Here is a 17,685-nt window from a genome sequence, read left to right as displayed (position 1 = left end):
AAAAAGACTACGGCTTCGAGCGTTGTCGCATGGATCGTCCTCCACCAGCGAGGCGATTGAAATTCATCACGACGAAGGGAATTTATCGAATCTTGATGGTGCTATAACGAAACGAACGCACCTTGCCGCTGGGGCAAGGTGCGTTGATCGTTAATCTTGTCTCGCAACTCTTAGGCTCGGACGAATTCCAACTTCGCGGCCTTTTGATCGGCCAGTTTGAAGCTGAAGGCGTTGCTGCCGCTGGTTTCGAGCGAACCGGCCAGGCTTTGGTTGTTGTCGGAGCGGATCAAGGTGAGCGAGCCGCTGTTGACTTGGTAGCTTCCCTCGAAGCTGCTGGCCTTGCCGTCTTTGTTGATGGCCGACCAGGTGAAGCTGCCGTTGTCGTTCAGGTCAAGTTGGATGCGAGCCCCGTTGGAGAGCGTCGCCGACCAGCGACCGACGTGGGTCGGCAATTCGCTGTTCGTCGCGACCGGAGTCGTCTCTTCCGATTGCGGCGGAGCGAAACCGCCGAGCGCTTCCAAGGCCGAGGTCTCAGCACTCGCCGGAGCTTGCGTCTGCGGCGTGGCGGCCTGACGCTGCTGCGGAGCTTGCTGTTGCTGAGCGATTCGCTGCTGCTGTTGCGGTTGACCTTGGGCGAACGGCTGACCTTGCTGTTGCGGTTGACCTTGGGCGAACGGCTGTCCCTGCTGTTGCGGCTGGCCTTGGGCGAACGGCTGTCCTTGCTGCGGGAATTGTTGTTGCGGGAACTGTTGCGGCGGAATCGAGTTCGGCGGCGTGTTCACGTAGTTCGGTTGGCTATAGGTCGGCTGACGGTAAGTCGGTTGGTAACGGGGTTGATAGCTGTTGTAGCTCGGGCGATGGATCGAAACCGAGAAGCCTCCGTGGCCCCCGCCGTGGCCGTGACATCCGGCTTCGGATTGCGTCGAAAAAGCGACGACGATGGCGGCGACAGCGATCAAGGTAACGATGTTTTTGGTCGTGGTGGTCATGGGTATTCTCCGTGAGGGTAGGTTGTTTTTGCGTTGAGTTTGGGAGGCGTTGACTGCCTCTCTACCATGCTCAGCGAGAACCCTGCCGATTTGTTACAGACCCTTTTCGAGAAATCTTTTCCCGCCGCAAAAATGCTTAGGAGGCGAATCCTTTGGGGTGCCGTTGCCACGTCTTCGTGGCAATGAGGGTGGTGGGAAAAATCGACCTAACTTCCTTCTTCTTGGGAGGTTGGAGTGAATGCAGCTTCATTGTTCCACGTCTTAGTTCTGGTGCTGAACGCATTCATTGCCACGAAGACGTGGCAACGGCACCCATCCCGCGACACTCCGTTTCGAACCGACAAAAGCGGCTGCGTTCCCCTCCGAGGTGAACGCAGCCGCTGCGCGGAAATGGGTCGTCGCGCGGACGTCGCGACGCCGCGATCTGCTACTTGGTCGAGAGCCACGAATCGAGGGTCTGCGACGCGTTCTGGATCGATTCTTTCGGCTCCAGATCCTTTTTCGACACGTTGGTCAGCTTGGCGACGTACTGCATCGTGCTCTTCACCGCGTCAGGGGCGGCCGTCGCGTCGATTTTCACCGCGTAAATCACCAGGTATTCGCCGGTCTGGGTCCGTTCAATCGACCAGGCGCCGATCTTGGTTTGCCCGTTCTGGCCGAGCAGTTTCAGCGTCGTTTCGATGCTCGGCGCCTTGTCCAGCTTGGCGGCCAGGGCCCAGACTTTGCGGATGTCGGCTCGTTCGTAGTACTCGGTATCCTTGGTCAAAAAGACCGATTGGTTGCCATATTCCTTTTCCTCGAACTTCACTTCGTAGTGCCCGCTTTCGTGGGTGGTGAACTTCAATTCGGCCTCTTCCAGCAGCTTGTCGGCCGGGATCGGGGCCAGTTTCCACGAACCGCTCAGGAAATCCTTCACTTCCGAAACGTCGACGCTGTAGCTGACCAGGCGAGCCTTCGGAGCAATCGCTTGCGAGATCGCGACCAGTTCCCCTTGGTTGTTCACGACCGGGCCGCCGCTGTCGCCCGAGTTGATCGGCGATTGGGTTTCGACCACTTTGAAGTCATGTTCGCCAGCCCCGGTGCGGAACTGCTTTTGGTAGACCGAGCGGACCGTACCCGAGGTGTAGACCCACAAAGCGTCGGTCGAACCAGGGTTACCGATCGACTGGACGTCTTCGCCAGGTCCAACGCCGGTGGCCGACAGCGGAATCGCCGTCACGCCGGTTGGCAGCTTGTCGAGCTCGACCAGGGCGAGGTCACGCTTGCGATCGACCGCGATCACGCGGCCCCGAATCCCCAGCTTTTTGACGTTCGTAAGGTAGTGCGAACGCTCAACTTCCGGCTTGCCGTCGGTCAGGTCGGCGAAGAAGACCACCGCCGCCCGGGCATCGCCGACGACGTGATAGTTGGTTACCAGCAGCTTCTTCTCGGCGTCGACCAGCACGCCGGTCCCGCTCGAGGTTTCTCCGCCGGTCTTGGCCAGCACCCAGGCGGTCGATTTCAGCGTTTTCTCATAAACCGAGCTATCGGCCCGGCTGACCGAAACCATGCTGCTGAAAGTCATCAGGGCCACCGCAGCGGCCATAAACCATGTTTTGGTAAAGGTTTTCATCATTTTCCCCATTTCCGCTTTGGTTAAAGAACGTCCGTCAGGCGACGTGCCTGGTTACTAAGCTCAGCGAGAAACGGCGGCTGATGTTACAGGGCAAATTGCGGCGGTTTGGGAAGAGTAAGAATGGAACACGGAAGTCGCGGTCGGAACAACGGAGGAACACGGTAAAGACGGAAGAAAAATTCCCCGGCGCCATGCTCTTACCACGTCTTCGTGGGAAGAGCATGTCTTGGGGACTGGACTGGACCAATTCGATTTTTTTCCGCCGCATGAAACGCCAACCCTGGGCAAACACTTTTTCATTTGCACCCAAACCAACCGTGGACTGGACCGCAACATTTTTTTTGAGCCCCAACGGGGCGGCGCTACAGTAGCCCAGGGTAAGTCGCCAACGGCGACGCAGCCCTGGGTGAGATCGGCCGAGTACGAACGAAAGCCGTGAAGGGGCGACCTAAAGCGGAATTGGAAATGCATCAGACCGTTCCGATCGGACGGACTGGACTGGACCGCTGCGTGATTTTTTTTTCGTGGAGTGGACTGGACCGCATCATTTTTCCACTGGACCCGGCCACATATCGCCTGGCTCCCTGATCGCCAACCAGCGCGGTGCAAGATCCGCCGCGTCACGCGAAATCGACCACAACTCCGTGCGCTTTGTCAACAGAGAACGATGGTTTCGACCGTACGGATCTCTTTCGCGGTTCCCGCTTTCCACGAGGCTGGGCGTTACCCGTTCAAAACGTTCACGGTTATCGGTAGATGCGTGATATCGACTCCTAATGGAAGGCTGATTGGCGATGTCAAATCCTGGCGACTCGATCCACCCGCAACGTCCCTATTCCATCGTGAGCCTGTCGCTGCTTGCCGTTTTGGTAGGCTGCAGCGCCCCGCTGCCCGATTCGAACCCACGGGAGATCACCGCACAACTTGGCGGTGCGGTGGAGGACGTAACAGGCGTCCAATGGCGGATGCGTCGCGGCGAAAGCGGACCTACCGACTTTATCGGAATTGACGAACCAATTTCGCTCACGCTTGAAATGTCGGAGGGACGCCGGTGGCAGACAAAGTCGCTCGCGACGTTTTTCGATCAATCGGACGGCAAGATCACTAGCGTCGTCGTAACGCCGCTCGAACAACCGGTCTCGTTCGTCGAAGCGGTCGGGATCATCGATTCAACCATGATGGAGTTGGGGGGCAAGCCAGGCGATCCTGCGTATCTGAAAACAGAAGAGTGGAAACGATCGCCACCGTTGCACGATTTGTGGGTCCGTCGCTCGTTGAAGACCGCAGTCGCCGACGATGTGGAACTGTTTGCGGAGATACGTCCCGCTGACAGCGGTTGGTATCTGTCTTACACGTTTGCTCTTATCGAAGGGCCAGCGCCCGACACGAACCGAGATAGGTGAGGCCTCGGCCTGATGCGAAGGGCGTTGTGATTTACAATTGACTCGATCGTTCGACAGGAATCGTCAGGCCGAACCGGACCTACCTCGACCTCAATCGAGATATAGTATCCCTATCGACTTGGACATATCATGTCTCTGTCGGATTCATACTAAGAAGGATCGAACGCGAAACTCTAGCGATAGGAAATTCCCGCATGCACGTATTGAAGCGAGCGTCTCTTCTCCTTTTCTGCTTGGTCCCGTTCCTCGCGCCGCGCCCGCTGGTCGCGGCGCCGAATCCTTGGATGTCCGATATTGGCGAGGAAGAATACGGTCGTACCGGCGAGTATCCCCGGACGCTCGAATTTACCAGGGCTGAAACGCACGGGCGCGGGATCTTGTTGTCGGGCGGGTACCGTCCCGTGGAAAATCTACAGATCTCGGCGGCGAAAGCGGACGAAGACGGGCCTTACTTCGAAATGCTGTTTCATTCGGCGAGGGATTGGGACCCCCAGGATCTTCGCTTTAGTTCTTACGGCGCCGATTTTCGCGTTCATTCCGGGGACGTCATTCCTCACTACGACCATCTGCTGCGGGTCGAATTCCAAGGGGAAAAGTTCCAGATGAAACGATTGCCGACCGATGACAAAGCGGTTCAGGCGTTGACGCCATCGGTCGGCTCGCGCGTCATCGCGAAACATGACGTACATGCGACGATGTTTCATCAACCGCCGAAAGGTTACGCGAAGAGTCCGCGCGGAGGGACCGAATACGACGAAGTCTCGATCCTCGAGTTCGCCGACAACCCAAAACGAGTGAAGCTGCTCCGATATCCGACGTACGGCCCGAACAAAGGAGTGACCCAGACGAAGGTCGTCCAAGAGGGAGATATTTACCGCGGTGTAAACGGCTCAGCCCGCGTCCGTAAGATTGTCGTCCCGCAGACGATCGAAGGAATCGGCCGCGTCGGCGGTTGGATCGAATTCGAACCGGTGAAACCGGCGACTGGGGCGGAGTAGTTTCGGTGTTCCGGTAGGTCAGACCTTGTCCTGACGTGAAGGGCTGGATTTCTCATGACAAATTCTTCTCCAATTCGAAAGACGGTTCGAATCGGCGTTTACGTCCTCGTCGTGGGGCTCTTGATTGCGGGGCTGGTCGCCACTTCGCCGCTTGGGGACGGCATCTACCAGCACCGCCGCTTTCTCAATACGCATATTCGAATTCGCGATGTTATCGCTACTTGGGAGTCGCCTCCGCCAGCCGATGTCGATCCCGACATCTGGCGCAATAACTGCGGGATGATGACTACCGCTCTGGGGAATATCTGCACGACCGTCGATCAGGTCTCCAACGAAGAGATGGATCGTCTCTACCAGGATGTCGCGGCGAAAGATGCGGAGCCCAATTCCGTGGAGAAGGTCGAATGGTTTTGGGACCGACTGGCCGAGATCAGCCCTTATGGCAGCACCTACGTTGGGGCGTGGCGTCCCGTTTGGGATGAGCCCACGGAATTTCCCATGGAAGAACCCAAGATAGACCAGTAGGTCAGGCCTCGGCCTGACGTGAAGGACTTTGTGGTATTCAATTGGAAAGTTCGTTCGACAGGGCATCGTCAGGCCAAGGCCTGACCTACCAAGACTTCGCGCCTCGATCGATCGCATTTTTAGATAGGGAGCTGTCCGTTGCCTTTGATCGACCTCGATTTGCCAAGTCCTGCCCAGCTTCGTGGCGGTTGGGCGGCGTTTGCCGCCGTTTGTGCGGCGCGTGGCTGGACCGACAGTGCGTATGCGGAGCCGGACCGGTGGTATTTTGATGACGGCGGAGGCAACTGGGCCTGTCTTCGTTTTCACGAAGGGGGCCGAGCGATCTTGTTTGGTCACGATCATGAATACTCGGAAACCTACTTCCGGGATGCGGCGACCTACTTCGACGAAGAGGAGACCGATCTCTTGGCCGACGCGCCCGAGTGGTGGGGATTCGACTTGGATCCGGCGCCCTATGGCGACTTCATTGGCTTCGTCTATGGCTGGGATGGAACCCGCTGGCGCCGTTCCGCCTACGACAAATCGGACGGCTTTGAATCGGTCGGACTGCTCGACGGCTGTAGCATCAACGGCTTCCAGCAATTGGCCGATCACGCGGCGGATGCGCCTGGTCTGAACGGCGAGCCGCCGGCGGAGAAAGCGATGGCGGCGCTCGTCGCCGCGGATGGAGAGATCACCAGCGAACTGCTTGCCGCCGTGACGCCAGGCTGGGACATCGCGGCCGGCGTTGCCGCCGCCCGGAAGTTTCGTGACGCTGTCTTGCGGTGAGCAGATTGGTTGCTATCGGTCGCTCCGGTAGGTCAGGCCTTGGCCTGACGCGAAGGGAGAGTTGGTTTTCAACATTCGGCAGGGCATCGTCAGGCCAAGGCCTGACCTACATCGCTCTAGACGAGGCCGATCAGGATGGTCGTTTCGTGCTGCGACGGATCGGCGCTGTGGTGGCCGTAGATTTCGAGCGAGACGGGGCCGATCGATTCGCCATGGTCGTGAAGCTTTTGCTTCAGCGACGCCCACTTATCGGGAAGCGTCTGGTAGGGACCGATATGAACATGTCGCAGGTAACGCGGCAGTTCGAATTCGCAGCAATCGAGTTCGGGGGGCGCGTCGGCGCCGGGGACGAGTTCGACGCTGACGAACAAGCGTCCGGCCGGCATGTAGACCCAATAGTTGATTCCGGTCGTGTCGGTCCGCGACGAGCGAACGATTCGCCACATCTCGTCCATTAGCCGCTGGCCGACGGCGCCGATCGCTTCCTCGCCGATCGACGCCGGTTTGCCGTAGAGATGAAAGCGAAGCGGGGTTTCGTGGATTTCGATTTCCATGCGGATGGGCTCCCGGTTCGCGGTTCTTCGGCAGGCACGGCCTGCCCTACTTTGATGTCAATCCGACCGTGTTGACGCTGCGAACCTTGTACGGATTCGCGTCGTTCCCTTCGGCCGGCTCGACGGTGCAGCGCATCTCGGCCAGCGGGACGGTCGGCGTGTCGCTGTATTGTAAACCTTGGAATAGCGCACGGCCGAACGGATTTTTCGGCTGCTCGGGAACCTGGGCGATTTGCTTGCCATCCCGTTCGATCACAAAGTAAGCGACGCCGCTTTCCAGGTCGGCCGCCGCGTCCCAGGTGAGCTGATCGCCGTTGAGCTTGACGTTGGTCGGCGCCGGCGGCGGGGTCGTATCGCCGATCTTGGTGTCGTTCATGTATTGCAGCCAATCGGCAGCGACCGTTTCGCTGGGGAGCCAGATCGAGGTCGCCAAATCACCGCTGTACTTGGCGGCCGGAACGGCGGCGGTCGCTTTGCCATCGTCCGTCGGCAGCGGCGCGAGATACGACTGCGACGCCGGGAACGAGCGAAGCGGATCGCCGGCCTTCTCCGGCAAGCGGGCGGCCAGGCAAGCGTCGAACCAAGGCATCGCCAGGTAGCGTTGATTGCCGCACTCGTGGCTGGTCAGCGGATCGATCGAGACGCCGAGGAGCGCCCCTTGGCTGCGCATCGCTTCGAAGAAGGTCTTGTTGCTCTTCCAGGCGCCGGAGAAGCGGCCGTCGGTAACGGTGACGCCTTCCTTCGTGCCGAGGTTGCACATCAGCGGAACTTCGAGGGCGGCTTTTGGCAAAGTGTGCGGCTTGATGTTGCGGCCTTCGATCGCCTCGAACAGCGGCACGCCGGATCGGAGCCAGGCCGCGGCGATTCGATCGGGATGGAGCAGGACCATGCCGCCGCACCAATGTCCGCCGCCGCTATGTCCCCAGAGCGCCCACGGAACGGTCGCGAGTTCGGGATGACCTGACTGCTGACCAAGATCGGCCAGCGACTTTTGAAACGCCGCGTCCGAACCGTTGCGCGGATCGCACCACATCTGGCAATCGGCTTTGTCAGGCTGTTCGTACGAGGCGGCGAGGAGCGCACAGTCGTACTTCGCGGCGAGCGCTTGCCAGTGCAGATCGAAGGCGCCGGTCTGGCCTGATTTGCACGAGCCTTCGCCGCAACCATGCTGATGCACGATCACGCCGCGAAGCGTTTTGGCCGATTGCGGAATCCAGACGGTGTACGCGACCGGATAGATGAGCTCGCCCGGCTTGTCGGACGCTTCGTAGCGAACGCGATAGTACGGCGGAGCGACGGCCGGAGGCTTATCGTAGGGCGGGTTCTGCGCAAACAACGTTGCGGACGAAACGAGAAGCAGCGCGAAACAGGCGAGCAGGCGATGGGAATGGTGCATGTTTATCGGCTTGGGTTGGAGGGAAAGGTTGGAAGTGGAGTGAGCGGGCGTTGAACGTTCTACTTTAGCCAAATTGCCACAGGTTCAGCAGTCCGCCTTTAAGCCATCGGTTATGTGGCTTATTCAGGCGAGTGCGACATATCTATCTACGACGTAGTAAATATTAGCTGGCAAAGGGCCGGAAAACTTCCAAAAAACTGCAGGTATCTAGGGGGATTTCGCTTTTCGGGAGAGGCCCGAACGTTTAACTTCAGAACCAAAGACAAAATCTTATGTGACTATATAAAAAATAGAGTCGCGTGAGAGACGGTCAAATCCCCATCTAATACGCCTTGCCCCGGCAGACGTCCCCCCAGGCGGACACGATTCGCATTTCGCGGTTGGCGAATCCTGTCTGACTCCTCCCGCGCCACGTTTACCCCCGTTCGTCGCGCCGCTCCCCATATGCAATGCGCCCGTTCCGGCGCCGCCCTCCTATTTTCCTGCCGAGGTGATTCTTGCGAGCGTAATTATTCTCCCTCCTATTTTTTATCTGGGGAAATTTCAATGACGAAGCGCAAAGCATTTACGTTGGTCGAATTGCTGGTGGTCATCGCGATCATCGGCGTCTTGATCGCACTTCTTCTCCCCGCAGTGATGATGGCCCGCGAATCGGTTCGCCGCGCCCACTGCACCAACAACCAAAAGCAGATGTTGTTGGCGATGCACAACTATATGGACATGACCGGCGGGCATATTCCGCGCGGCGTGACCGTCGATCATACGACCACCGCATCGACCTGCGGCGGCGATGACAACAATCCGTACGCGCATACGATTCATACGTTCTTGCTGCCGTTCCTCGAACAGCAGAACCTGTTCGATCAGGTCAACTTTCAGTTTGGGATGAAAGCGCCGGAAAACGCCGCGGTCCGCCAAACGCGCGTATCGGCCTATGAGTGTCCCAGCGCCGAGATCGGCCCTTACCTGGCGACCGACGGTCCGAACAACTATCCGGTCTCGATGTCGAGCCACGGGTACGGCCAGTGCGGTCGTTATAGCCCGCCCAACGGCGGCGTGTTCTCGATCTTCTGGGGACTGAAGCATACCTTCAACGGCACAACTCCGTTGCCGCTCGACCAGGCGATCTTGGTCGCGCCGGAGATGCGGATGGAGGCGATTACCGACGGGCTCAGCAACACGATGGTGATCGGCGAGTTCGCGCCGGGCTTGGACTATGTGCTGGAGAACGGGGTCAGCAAATGGCAGTTCGCCCGCAGCTGGTTTAATGGGCAAAGCGTGTCGAGCATCGGCTATACGATCAACGCGAACGGCACGCCGAATAGCCCGAAAGCGACCTGGGGAGCGAGCACCTACGCTCGCAATCTTTCGACCGTCGGCAGCTATCATCCCGGCGGCGTCAACGGCGGGTTCATGGACGGGAGCGTTCGCTTTATCCCGGACACGATCGACGGCAACATGTGGTTCGCCCTCGGTACGCCCAAAGGACAAGAAGTCGTTCAGCTCCCCTAACCGGTCGCCAACAGGAGATTCGCGATGAATACGAAATGCGTTTGCCTGACGGTCGCCTTCCTGTCGCTGTTCGCAGGGGCTTGTTCTCAGCGAGCAGTGGTCGAAAAGCTGGTCGACGTTTCGGGCAAGATCACCATCAACGGCAAGCCTTGCCGCGAAGCGGAAGTGACCTTCAAGTCTCCCTACACCAGAACGATGGGACGAGGAGTGACCAACTCGAAAGGAGAGTTCACCGTCGTCGAGTTGATGCCGGGAGAATACACGGTCAGCGTGTTGCGGATGTCGATGGACGCCCAGGGAATTGCCCCGGGGTTTGAGATCTATGCCGGCAACGATAGTCCGCTGCAAGCGATCGTGACCGAGGACCAGACGACCTTTGAGTTTACGCTCGGCATGTAGCCGGGCGTCTTGAAACAGACCGGTGGGTGTGGAGGACCGGGGGAGCGGAATCGTGCGCACGTCGAAAAAGCGATTCCGCCCCCCTTCTCCATTTACTTCACCGGTATCAGCTGCACCGCGTCGCAAATGACGAACCCGTCGGTCCCTTCATTGCTGATGGTGATCGTCGTCTCTTTGCCGGCCGCCAGGTTGACCGTGCCGAACGAACGGAACGCGGAGCCGTCGTCGAGCGGCTGCGTTTCGTCGGCCGTCACCACCTGGCGTTTGCCGCCAGATTCGATCAGCACCGGCACTTTGGCGGCGCGAGTCGGATGAGGTGAATAGGCGATTCGCAGGTCGTACTTGCCGGCCTTGGGAATCTCGGGGCGGAAGACAAGTCGCCGCGAACCCTTCCCTTCGTTTCCATCGTGGAGGTAGCCTTGCTCGACGAAGGGGCGGAAGTTGGTCGAGTGGGACCAACCGCCGATCTTTTCGGCGTGGCTGTCGTCGAGCACAATCCCTTCCAGCTTGCTGAGCGGAATCGCATTGGCGACCGGCGCCGGTTTCGGCAGCGGCGGAAGCGGCAAGAGATCGAGCGCTTGCCCCGCCGCTTGCAGATGTTCTTTCAACTGATCGTACGGCAGCGCTTGGACGGCGACCTCTTGTTTGGCCGACATCGCGGCGGCGATCCCGGCGCTTTGGCCGAGCATGATCCAGGTCGGCTCGACTCGAACGGAGCTGAGCGCGACATGCGACGCCGACAACGCGACCGGTACTAGCAGATTGTCGCAGTCCCGCTGCTCCGGAGTGATCGCGCGATACGGCACTTGATAGGCGTAACCGACGCGCCGGCCAGGAATGCGCACCGGGAAAATTGTTCCTTCGTTGACGTATCCCTTGCCATCTTCGCTGGGAACACGCTGGACATCGTGCGAGTCGATCGGGAACGAGCTGACGCCGATCGAGTCTTCATGCGGCAGTTGTTCGAGCACGTCGCGCTGCGTCAGGACGTAACGCCCCAACATGCGGCGCCCTTCCCGAACGTAGAGGACCGGCGGGAAATGTCCCCACTTGGCTAGCTCATCCTTGCAATAGCCCATCTGCTGCATCTCGGCGCGCAGGTTTTCCGGCATGCTCGGATCGCTGGCCATGAACCAGAAGAGCCCTTCGGTGTAATCGCGATGGTCTTGCTGAATCTGGCGGCGCTGTTCATACGACGCTTCGCACCACTCGTTGCAACCGCCGACGAGGCCGATCGAAACTTGCCCGCCGATGCTGTTGTTGCCGTCCAGTTTGTCTCCGGGAAGCGGGTACAAGTCGAAGAGCAAACGCTTCGGCGGATGGGCCGTGACGTAGCGCCGCACCAGTTCGTAGCGGGCGGGATCGTAGTTGGCCGGCTTTTGAATTGGAACCCGATTCGCCGGATCTTTGGTCAGGCACAAGCGAAAGCTATATGTCATTACATGATCGTCCCCCGCTTCCACGTCGCCGGCGTCTTTGGCGGTCATCAGCGGGAGCAAGTTGCCGTCGTCGTCAAACGGATTGACGTTGGTAACGACCGACTTGGGGAACTGACGGCCGGCGAGCGATTCGCCGTACTTGGCGCGGCCTTCGCGACCGATCGTAAAAGGAACGCCGGCCTTCGCCATGAGATCCCCTTCGTAGGTCGCATCGACGAAGCTCTTCGCGCGGAAGGCGCCTTGGTTGGTGGTGATGCGGACGATCTTGCTCCCCTGCTTTTCGACCCCTTCGAGTTCTTCGCTAAGGAAAATCTTGACGCCGGCTTCCTGCAGCATTTCGTGGAAGACCTGCTCAGCGACGTGCGGTTCGTAGGTCCAGGGAGAATGGTCTTTCGTTTTGACCTCGTACGGCAGTTTTACGCCCCGCTCCTGGTACTTCTTCTCGATCCGCAAGTGGATTTCCTCGAACAGGCCAAGAAGCACGCGGCGATCGGTTTGGTTCGAATCGCTGAAGCTGAGGCCGCTGGTCATGACGCCGCCGACAATATCGAGCGGTTCGACCAGGGCGACGGAAACTTCTTTCTCACGGGCCGCAGCGACGGCGGCGGCGACTCCGCCGGGAGTGGCGCCAAAGACGACGACGTCAAACGTCCGATCGGGCGCCGCAGCGAGAGTCGCGTTAACGAGTAGCGCAGCACAAACGAAGGTAAGGAACGATTTCACAACGATCTCTCGGAAGGTGGGACTAGTGGGGTGGGGTTTGCTATTTCTTGGCCTGGATGACTTCGCGCCACTTCGGATTTTGTGCTTTGTAATCCTGGAACGACGTGTATTCTTTCTCGTCGATCTGGCCGCTGTTGTCGGCGTCGATAAACGTAAAGAGCCAATCGAAGCCTGGCTTGCCGACGCTCCATTCGCCGGCGCAGACGAGCGAGTCCTGATCTTGATCGCACTGCTTCAGGAGCGTGGCGAAGTCGAGCTTGGGGCTGCTGGGACTTTCGCTCTTATCAACGGTCGGATCCCAGTGAAGCTTTTGGCCGGCGGCGTTAAGCGCGGCGGCGAACTTTTGCATGTCGATTTGTTGAACCGGCAGTTGCTCTTCGATCGCCTGGGCGGCGGCGATGCCTGATGACTCGCCGGCGATCATGAAGACCGGCTCCATCCGGGCCGAAGCGTAGCCAAGATGGGTCGCCGAAAAACAAACAGGGACCAGTAGGTTTGTGCACTGATCCGTTTGCGGCGTGATCGCGCGGTACGAAATCGGGTAAGGAACGTTGGTGGGACCTTTATTGCCGCCGACGAACATGTTGCCTTCGTTGGCGACGAAGGTTTCGTCCCCTTCTTTCACCACGATCCGCCGCGACGGATAGGTGTCGATGCCGTACTGCGCGAGGCCGATCGGATCGTCGATTTGCGTGCGGTTGTAGACGTCATGCTCCGCAATCACGTAGCGACCTTTCAGGCGCCGCGCGATGCGGATGTACAACTGATGGGGCCAACCGCCGGTCTCCGGGTGAAAACGGCCGTCGAGACCGAGTTGCGAGATTTCGTCGCGATACGACTGCGGCACGCGCTCGTCCGATTTCATGAAGTGATAGAGCCCGCTTAGATAGTCTTGATGCGCTTTCCAGACGCGAGCTTTGGCGGCATAGTCGCCGGAGGCGTATTCTTGGCTGATGCCAAGCGGGGCCATCGAGATCAACGAGGCGCGCTGGTAGTTCCATTCCTGCGAGTTGCGCCAGCCAGGCCAGATGCCAACCAAGCGATCGCGCAGCTTCTTCGGATCGGGTTCGATCTCTGCGAGGTAGGCGACGTAGCGACCGACTAGCTCATAGTCTTGGGCGGAGTAACCTGCCGGAACGGGAATGGTGAGGCGATTCTCAGGATCGGCGGTGGTGTAGTAGCGATAGTTGTAAGCTTGGGTGTATTGATCGCCGGCGCCGATCGGCAATCCGTGATCAACTTGGAGGAGCGGAAGGAGGCCGCTGCTCGGATCGCCGGGCGTGCGATACGGATCAATCTGCGTCTTCTGCACGACGGGGCGAACGCCGGCGGCCGATTCGTCAAACTCGGTCGCCGCTTCGCGACCGACGCGATATTCGCAACCAGCGGCGGCAAGCAGGTCTCCTTCGTAGCCGGCGTCGATGAAGATCTTGGCGCTGACGCGCAGGTCGTCACGTTTGGTTGGTTCAGCCGGCGGAACTCCTTGGGCGTCGAACGGCGCTAGATCAAAGCTGGCGGTTTGCAGCGCCGCGTCTTGCTTGGTGCACTTGGCGATGCGGTGTTCGAAGATCACCTCGATACCATGCTTGTCGAGGAGCGCCTGAAAATCTTCGCGAATCTGTTTTGGGCTTAGCTGAGCCGTCGTCAGACGGGGACCTTCGGCCGGTTGCCCGAGACTCTTGAGCAGCGGATGCGTCATGCCGCCGGTTGCGGCGTAGTTCGGACAGTCCTGCATCGGTTTCAGCCCAGCGCCAAGCATGCCGCCGACCCAGCGACTTGGTTCGACGATCACGACCGAGTGTCCCGCTTTCTTCACGGCGATGGCGGCCATGATTCCGGAGGGAGTCGCGGCGTAGACGCAGACGTCGGTCTGTACTTCCCGCGGCGCGGCGGATGCGAGCGAAGTGAGGGCGAACAGCAGCAGTAACGAACCGGCGGTTGGTTTCATAAATTCTCTCAATAGTAGCCCGAAGCGCAAGCGAGGGAAATGCGGCCGCAAGTTAAGCTTAAGGAGGGATATTCGGCTGGTTCCCACTATCGTAATCGCTTCCGGCGTATGATACGAGCAAGGGTCGCAAGAATGCGATTCATTAGTAGCCTGAAGCGCAAGCGAGGGAAATGCGTCCGCAAATCTTCGGGGATCGCAACCGCCCAAGAATCGCGACATTGAACACAAATCACCGATCGCGCGACTTACGGTCCTGAGCATCCAAAGTATAAACGGTCGCCGACTCTAAACTCTCCTGGTCATATAGATAGCGCCCGCTGCCCCGTTCGGTCCACCATTTCTCCCTTCGCGGGCCATGCTCATTGAGTCGGCGGGCCGCCCAGGCTTTGAATTGCCGAAGGACCTCTTTGGGGTCTTCGCAAGTAGTGACCACGACATGGACATGATTCGTGCGACAGTTTACAGCGTGCAGGCGCCAATCGCGAATTTCGCAATGTGCTCGGATCACTTTGTTGACGATTTCACGTTGCGTTAGATCAAGCGTGCATGGGGAATCGCCTAGCTTCGACTTCGCTCGCTTGTTTTGAAACTCATCGCCGGTCTGGTCTCCGCTGAGTCTTTGCGTCCAGCCTCGCTGGTCGCCAGGAAGCCACGTTCCGTAAGTTGTCCAGGTTAGAAAGTAGCCGAGAGCGTCGGGAGAGTAGAGTGGCTTCGGCTCGGAAGTCATGGTCTTTCTCTGTTCAATAGTGCGGACCGGACTATCGTAGCAGGCGTGATTTGTCGTTTCCAACCGCTTTTCCCTCGCTTGCGCTTCGGGCTACTATTCGAAGAGAAGCTCTTGTTTCGAAACAAAGGCCGGGCCGCATGCGTTTCTAGGAGGCAGGACTAGAAATTGCACACGGCCCGGGCACACACGGATCTGGTTGTCGGTCGCTGGATTACTTGGCGGTCTTCGCGGCGGCGGCTTTGTTGAACTGGAGCGGGCCGATCGCGGCGGAGGGAGTGAAGGTGAACTTCGTCGCCGAAGCGATCACCAGTTTTCCTTCCAAGCGGATGCCGTCGTCGCCGACCAATTGCAGCTTGTCGCCGTTGATCGAGAACTTACCGCTCGACTTCGACTGCTTGCCCGCTTTGACGTAAACCAGCTGGAACTTGTCGCCTGACTCAAAGCGGATGGCGATCGCTTCGGTCTTTGACTTTGAGGCGCTCCACGCGCCAATCAGCGAGGCGGTCGAAGTCGATTCGGGCGAAGGAGACGCCGGGCTCGACGTTTCCGTAGGTTTCGTATCGGTAGGCTTCGCTTCGGCGCCGGGCATCTTCCACAAGTCGACTGTCCCTTTGGCCAACACCGCCAGGCGATTGATTTCGTCCCGCAGCTTTTGCCCGGTGATCGATTCGTTCGGCAGGATGTGGTAGAGCTCGGTTCGTTTACGTTCAGCGCTGAAGGTGAAGACCGACGGAGCATGTTTTTGATTCGCTTCGAGCAACTTCAAAAGCTGCGTGGACGACAACTTCGATTCATCTTTCAGCGTGCTCAGCGGCATCGTCAGGCCGATCGTCATTTCGTCTTCGGAAATCGTGACCAGGACGTTGAACGCCCAGTCGTCCAGTTCCTTCTTGGTGAGGATGACGCGGGTACCGGCCACTTTACTTTCAAGGCCTGCCTCGGTGAGCATCTGGTTCAGGTCCTGGATCGAAGTGACGCGGGTAATCGGCGTCGCCGTCGACTGGGCCGAAACGTCGCCAAAAACAGAGCCGGAACGGACGCCGGAAAAAAGGTCGTTTTCGTCGGCCAGGCCAACCGTGGCGAAACACGCGATCAGGCCGCAAACCAGGGGAATGATCGATTTGAACATGACATTACCTGCGGTGGATTCGTTGGTTTTTTGGGGGCTTTTAGGTCTCTACCTCTGCTAAGCGTCGCGGGAGACGGAATGTTACAGGCCATTTTCCAGAGAGGGGTACGGTCCTCGGGGCCAGGCGAGCTGCACGGCGAGACGCCCCTAGTTAATAAGGTCTAGGCGCATCAGAACGTCGGAAATCTTTTTCCGAAAAGGGCGTAACAAATCGGCGGGACGGTCGCTTTGCCAAGTATCAACGCAACACAGCGGTCAACTGATCAAAACGGCGAGTCAGTTGACGTTTTTCCCGCCTAACATCGCCGATTTGAGGAAACTACCTGATGTTGAAGAAAGTCCTGTTCGCGATCGTTCCCGTTTTCCTGTTCACCGTCGCGCTGCGAGCCGATGACGCACTCAGCTTGAACCTGAGCGACATTCAAGACGCGGATGTGTCGATCGTCGAAGAAGGTTTGAACCTGGACGTCGATCAGTTGGCTGCCGACGCCGGCACGCAAAGCGAAGATGAAGCGATCGAAGCTTGCTTCCGCGGCTATCGCAGCTACGGTTACCGTAGCTATGGCTACCGCAGCTACGGTTACGGTTGCAACTACGGCTACCGCTACTACCGTCCTTACTACTGCCACCGCCCGGTTTACTACGCTCCGGTTTGCTACACCCCGTGCTACACCAGCTACTGGGGTTGCTACTAAACAGCGCTTCCGCGACGACACGTAACCCGACGCAGCCCGACGATCGAAATGGTCGTCGGGCTTTTTTTGTGCGCGACAAACACTAGCCCGCAGCGCAAGCGAGGGAATGCGTTAGGCTAAATGACGAATGCCGAAACCAGAATGTCGAATGGAAGAGGTTTTCGTCATTCGAGCTTCGACATTCGTCATTCACTTGCGGCCGCATTCCCTCGCTTGCGCTGCGGGCTAGTGTTTGACCTACTCTTGTTCGGCCAGGACTGATTGCAGCTGTTTTAGCGTGCGGGTCAGCATGACGCGGATGGCGGCGTCGGTCTTGCCGAGCTGGTTGGCGATATCTTTCGAGGCCCAACCTTCGACATATTTCAGACGGATCGCTTCGCGCTGTTCCTCACGCAAGCCGGCCAGCGCCGCTTGCAGACGTAATTCCCTAGCGTTGCGTGAAAACGCTTTGCTTGGCGTGGTCATGCTTTTGACCAGCATGTTAACCAGGCCGATTTCGTTGTCGCCGCCCCCGGCCGGGCGTCCATCCAAAGGGCGTTCGCGACCGGCGTCTCGTTTTTGGGCGCCAAAGTGATGGCGATGGGCGTCGACGATTTTTCGCTCGGCGATCTGGCAAAGCCACGAAAACGGGTCTTTGTCGCCGGGAAACTCGGGCGTGATCGCCCGGACCGCTTCGACGCTCGAATCCTGGAAAATGTCTTCCGCTTCGACCTTCGACTTGAGCGCCGCCCCCAATCGCCGATGGATATAGGCCATCAGTTGCGGTTTGCGGGCTTCGATAAACTTCGCCAGCGCATCAACGTCTCCGGTGCTGATCTGTTCAAGCAGGGCCGCTTCGTCGCTCACGTCTGTGTCGCTCCAAATG

16 protein-coding genes are annotated in these 17,685 nt (G+C 58.8%); 7 read left to right on the top strand and 9 right to left on the bottom strand.

The features are described from left to right. Window positions 1-170 precede the first annotated feature (170 nt). Both LOC68_RS02700 and LOC68_RS02695 read right to left on the bottom strand, forming a co-directional pair. Entirely contained in the window at window positions 171-989 is an 819-nt protein-coding gene (locus LOC68_RS02700; RefSeq protein ID WP_230215389.1) for a hypothetical protein, read from the bottom strand. A gap of 427 nt (window positions 990-1,416) precedes the next feature. Continuing rightward, complete coding sequence (locus LOC68_RS02695; protein WP_230215387.1) at window positions 1,417-2,604, bottom strand: S1 family peptidase; 1,188 nt, start codon at window positions 2,602-2,604, stop codon at window positions 1,417-1,419. 794 nt (window positions 2,605-3,398) lie between these two features. Here LOC68_RS02695 and LOC68_RS02690 point away from each other — a divergent pair. From LOC68_RS02690 to LOC68_RS02675, 4 genes are all read left to right on the top strand, one after another. After that, entirely contained in the window at window positions 3,399-4,007 is a 609-nt protein-coding gene (locus LOC68_RS02690; RefSeq protein ID WP_230215385.1) for a hypothetical protein, read from the top strand. Between the two features lie 194 nt (window positions 4,008-4,201). Next, entirely contained in the window at window positions 4,202-5,005 is an 804-nt protein-coding gene (locus LOC68_RS02685) for a hypothetical protein (RefSeq protein WP_230215383.1), read from the top strand. A 54-nt stretch (window positions 5,006-5,059) separates the two neighbouring features. Continuing rightward, window positions 5,060-5,530 (top strand): hypothetical protein, encoded by a 471-nt coding sequence (locus tag LOC68_RS02680; protein WP_230215376.1) that lies wholly within the window; start codon window positions 5,060-5,062, stop codon window positions 5,528-5,530. A gap of 138 nt (window positions 5,531-5,668) precedes the next feature. Beyond that, window positions 5,669-6,298 (top strand): hypothetical protein, encoded by a 630-nt coding sequence (locus LOC68_RS02675; protein ID WP_230215374.1) that lies wholly within the window; start codon window positions 5,669-5,671, stop codon window positions 6,296-6,298. Between the two features lie 116 nt (window positions 6,299-6,414). On the opposite strand, the gene LOC68_RS02670 is transcribed toward LOC68_RS02675, so the two are convergent. After that, complete coding sequence (locus LOC68_RS02670; RefSeq protein WP_230215372.1) at window positions 6,415-6,852, bottom strand: hypothetical protein; 438 nt, start codon at window positions 6,850-6,852, stop codon at window positions 6,415-6,417. Window positions 6,853-6,898: 46 nt separating this feature from the next. Continuing rightward, window positions 6,899-8,248 (bottom strand): hypothetical protein, encoded by a 1,350-nt coding sequence (locus tag LOC68_RS02665; protein WP_230215370.1) that lies wholly within the window; start codon window positions 8,246-8,248, stop codon window positions 6,899-6,901. A gap of 546 nt (window positions 8,249-8,794) precedes the next feature. On the opposite strand from LOC68_RS02665, the gene LOC68_RS02660 reads away from it, so the two are divergent. Both LOC68_RS02660 and LOC68_RS02655 read left to right on the top strand, forming a co-directional pair. Next, window positions 8,795-9,760 carry a DUF1559 domain-containing protein gene (locus LOC68_RS02660; RefSeq protein ID WP_230215368.1) on the top strand — a complete coding sequence of 322 codons (966 nt, stop codon included), beginning with the start codon at window positions 8,795-8,797 and terminating at the stop codon, window positions 9,758-9,760. Between the two features lie 24 nt (window positions 9,761-9,784). Beyond that, complete coding sequence (locus LOC68_RS02655; RefSeq protein WP_230215366.1) at window positions 9,785-10,159, top strand: carboxypeptidase-like regulatory domain-containing protein; 375 nt, start codon at window positions 9,785-9,787, stop codon at window positions 10,157-10,159. Between the two features lie 92 nt (window positions 10,160-10,251). Here LOC68_RS02655 and LOC68_RS02650 read toward each other — a convergent pair whose 3' ends face one another. The 4 genes from LOC68_RS02650 to LOC68_RS02640 form a co-directional block, all read right to left on the bottom strand. Next, window positions 10,252-12,321, bottom strand: coding sequence for an FAD-dependent oxidoreductase (locus tag LOC68_RS02650; RefSeq protein WP_230215364.1), 2,070 nt, complete (start codon window positions 12,319-12,321; stop codon window positions 10,252-10,254). Between the two features lie 40 nt (window positions 12,322-12,361). Beyond that, a complete protein-coding gene (locus LOC68_RS02645) occupies window positions 12,362-14,269 on the bottom strand; it encodes an FAD-dependent oxidoreductase (protein WP_230215362.1) in 1,908 nt (635 codons plus the stop codon). A 229-nt stretch (window positions 14,270-14,498) separates the two neighbouring features. Continuing rightward, window positions 14,499-14,996 (bottom strand): transposase, encoded by a 498-nt coding sequence (locus LOC68_RS28720; RefSeq protein WP_390623329.1) that lies wholly within the window; start codon window positions 14,994-14,996, stop codon window positions 14,499-14,501. 211 nt (window positions 14,997-15,207) lie between these two features. After that, window positions 15,208-16,125, bottom strand: a complete 918-nt coding sequence (locus LOC68_RS02640) for a hypothetical protein (RefSeq protein WP_230215360.1) — start codon at window positions 16,123-16,125, stop codon at window positions 15,208-15,210. A 326-nt stretch (window positions 16,126-16,451) separates the two neighbouring features. Between LOC68_RS02640 and LOC68_RS02635 the strand changes: the two genes are divergently transcribed. Then, a complete protein-coding gene (locus LOC68_RS02635; protein WP_230215358.1) occupies window positions 16,452-16,820 on the top strand; it encodes a hypothetical protein in 369 nt (122 codons plus the stop codon). A 237-nt stretch (window positions 16,821-17,057) separates the two neighbouring features. Here the strand turns inward: LOC68_RS02635 and LOC68_RS02630 are convergent, their stop codons facing one another. After that, window positions 17,058-17,666, bottom strand: a complete 609-nt coding sequence (locus LOC68_RS02630; protein ID WP_230215356.1) for a sigma-70 family RNA polymerase sigma factor — start codon at window positions 17,664-17,666, stop codon at window positions 17,058-17,060. Window positions 17,667-17,685 lie beyond the last annotated feature (19 nt).

This window comes from Blastopirellula sediminis, from assembly GCF_020966755.1.
Lineage (GTDB): Bacteria > Planctomycetota > Planctomycetia > Pirellulales > Pirellulaceae > Blastopirellula > Blastopirellula sediminis.
This window is presented reverse-complemented; position numbering and strand designations above follow the sequence as displayed.

Coding starts and splice junctions, on each gene's coding strand:
- LOC68_RS02700 (WP_230215389.1), bottom strand. CDS start 989: ATGACCACCACGACCAAAAACATCGTTACCTTGATCGCTGTCGCCGCC.
- LOC68_RS02640 (WP_230215360.1), bottom strand. CDS start 16,125: ATGTTCAAATCGATCATTCCCCTGGTTTGCGGCCTGATCGCGTGTTTC.
- LOC68_RS02670 (WP_230215372.1), bottom strand. CDS start 6,852: ATGGAAATCGAAATCCACGAAACCCCGCTTCGCTTTCATCTCTACGGC.
- LOC68_RS28720 (WP_390623329.1), bottom strand. CDS start 14,996: ATGACTTCCGAGCCGAAGCCACTCTACTCTCCCGACGCTCTCGGCTAC.
- LOC68_RS02655 (WP_230215366.1), top strand. CDS start 9,785: ATGAATACGAAATGCGTTTGCCTGACGGTCGCCTTCCTGTCGCTGTTC.
- LOC68_RS02665 (WP_230215370.1), bottom strand. CDS start 8,248: ATGCACCATTCCCATCGCCTGCTCGCCTGTTTCGCGCTGCTTCTCGTT.
- LOC68_RS02645 (WP_230215362.1), bottom strand. CDS start 14,269: ATGAAACCAACCGCCGGTTCGTTACTGCTGCTGTTCGCCCTCACTTCG.
- LOC68_RS02695 (WP_230215387.1), bottom strand. CDS start 2,604: ATGATGAAAACCTTTACCAAAACATGGTTTATGGCCGCTGCGGTGGCC.
- LOC68_RS02685 (WP_230215383.1), top strand. CDS start 4,202: ATGCACGTATTGAAGCGAGCGTCTCTTCTCCTTTTCTGCTTGGTCCCG.
- LOC68_RS02680 (WP_230215376.1), top strand. CDS start 5,060: ATGACAAATTCTTCTCCAATTCGAAAGACGGTTCGAATCGGCGTTTAC.
- LOC68_RS02635 (WP_230215358.1), top strand. CDS start 16,452: ATGTTGAAGAAAGTCCTGTTCGCGATCGTTCCCGTTTTCCTGTTCACC.
- LOC68_RS02660 (WP_230215368.1), top strand. CDS start 8,795: ATGACGAAGCGCAAAGCATTTACGTTGGTCGAATTGCTGGTGGTCATC.
- LOC68_RS02690 (WP_230215385.1), top strand. CDS start 3,399: ATGTCAAATCCTGGCGACTCGATCCACCCGCAACGTCCCTATTCCATC.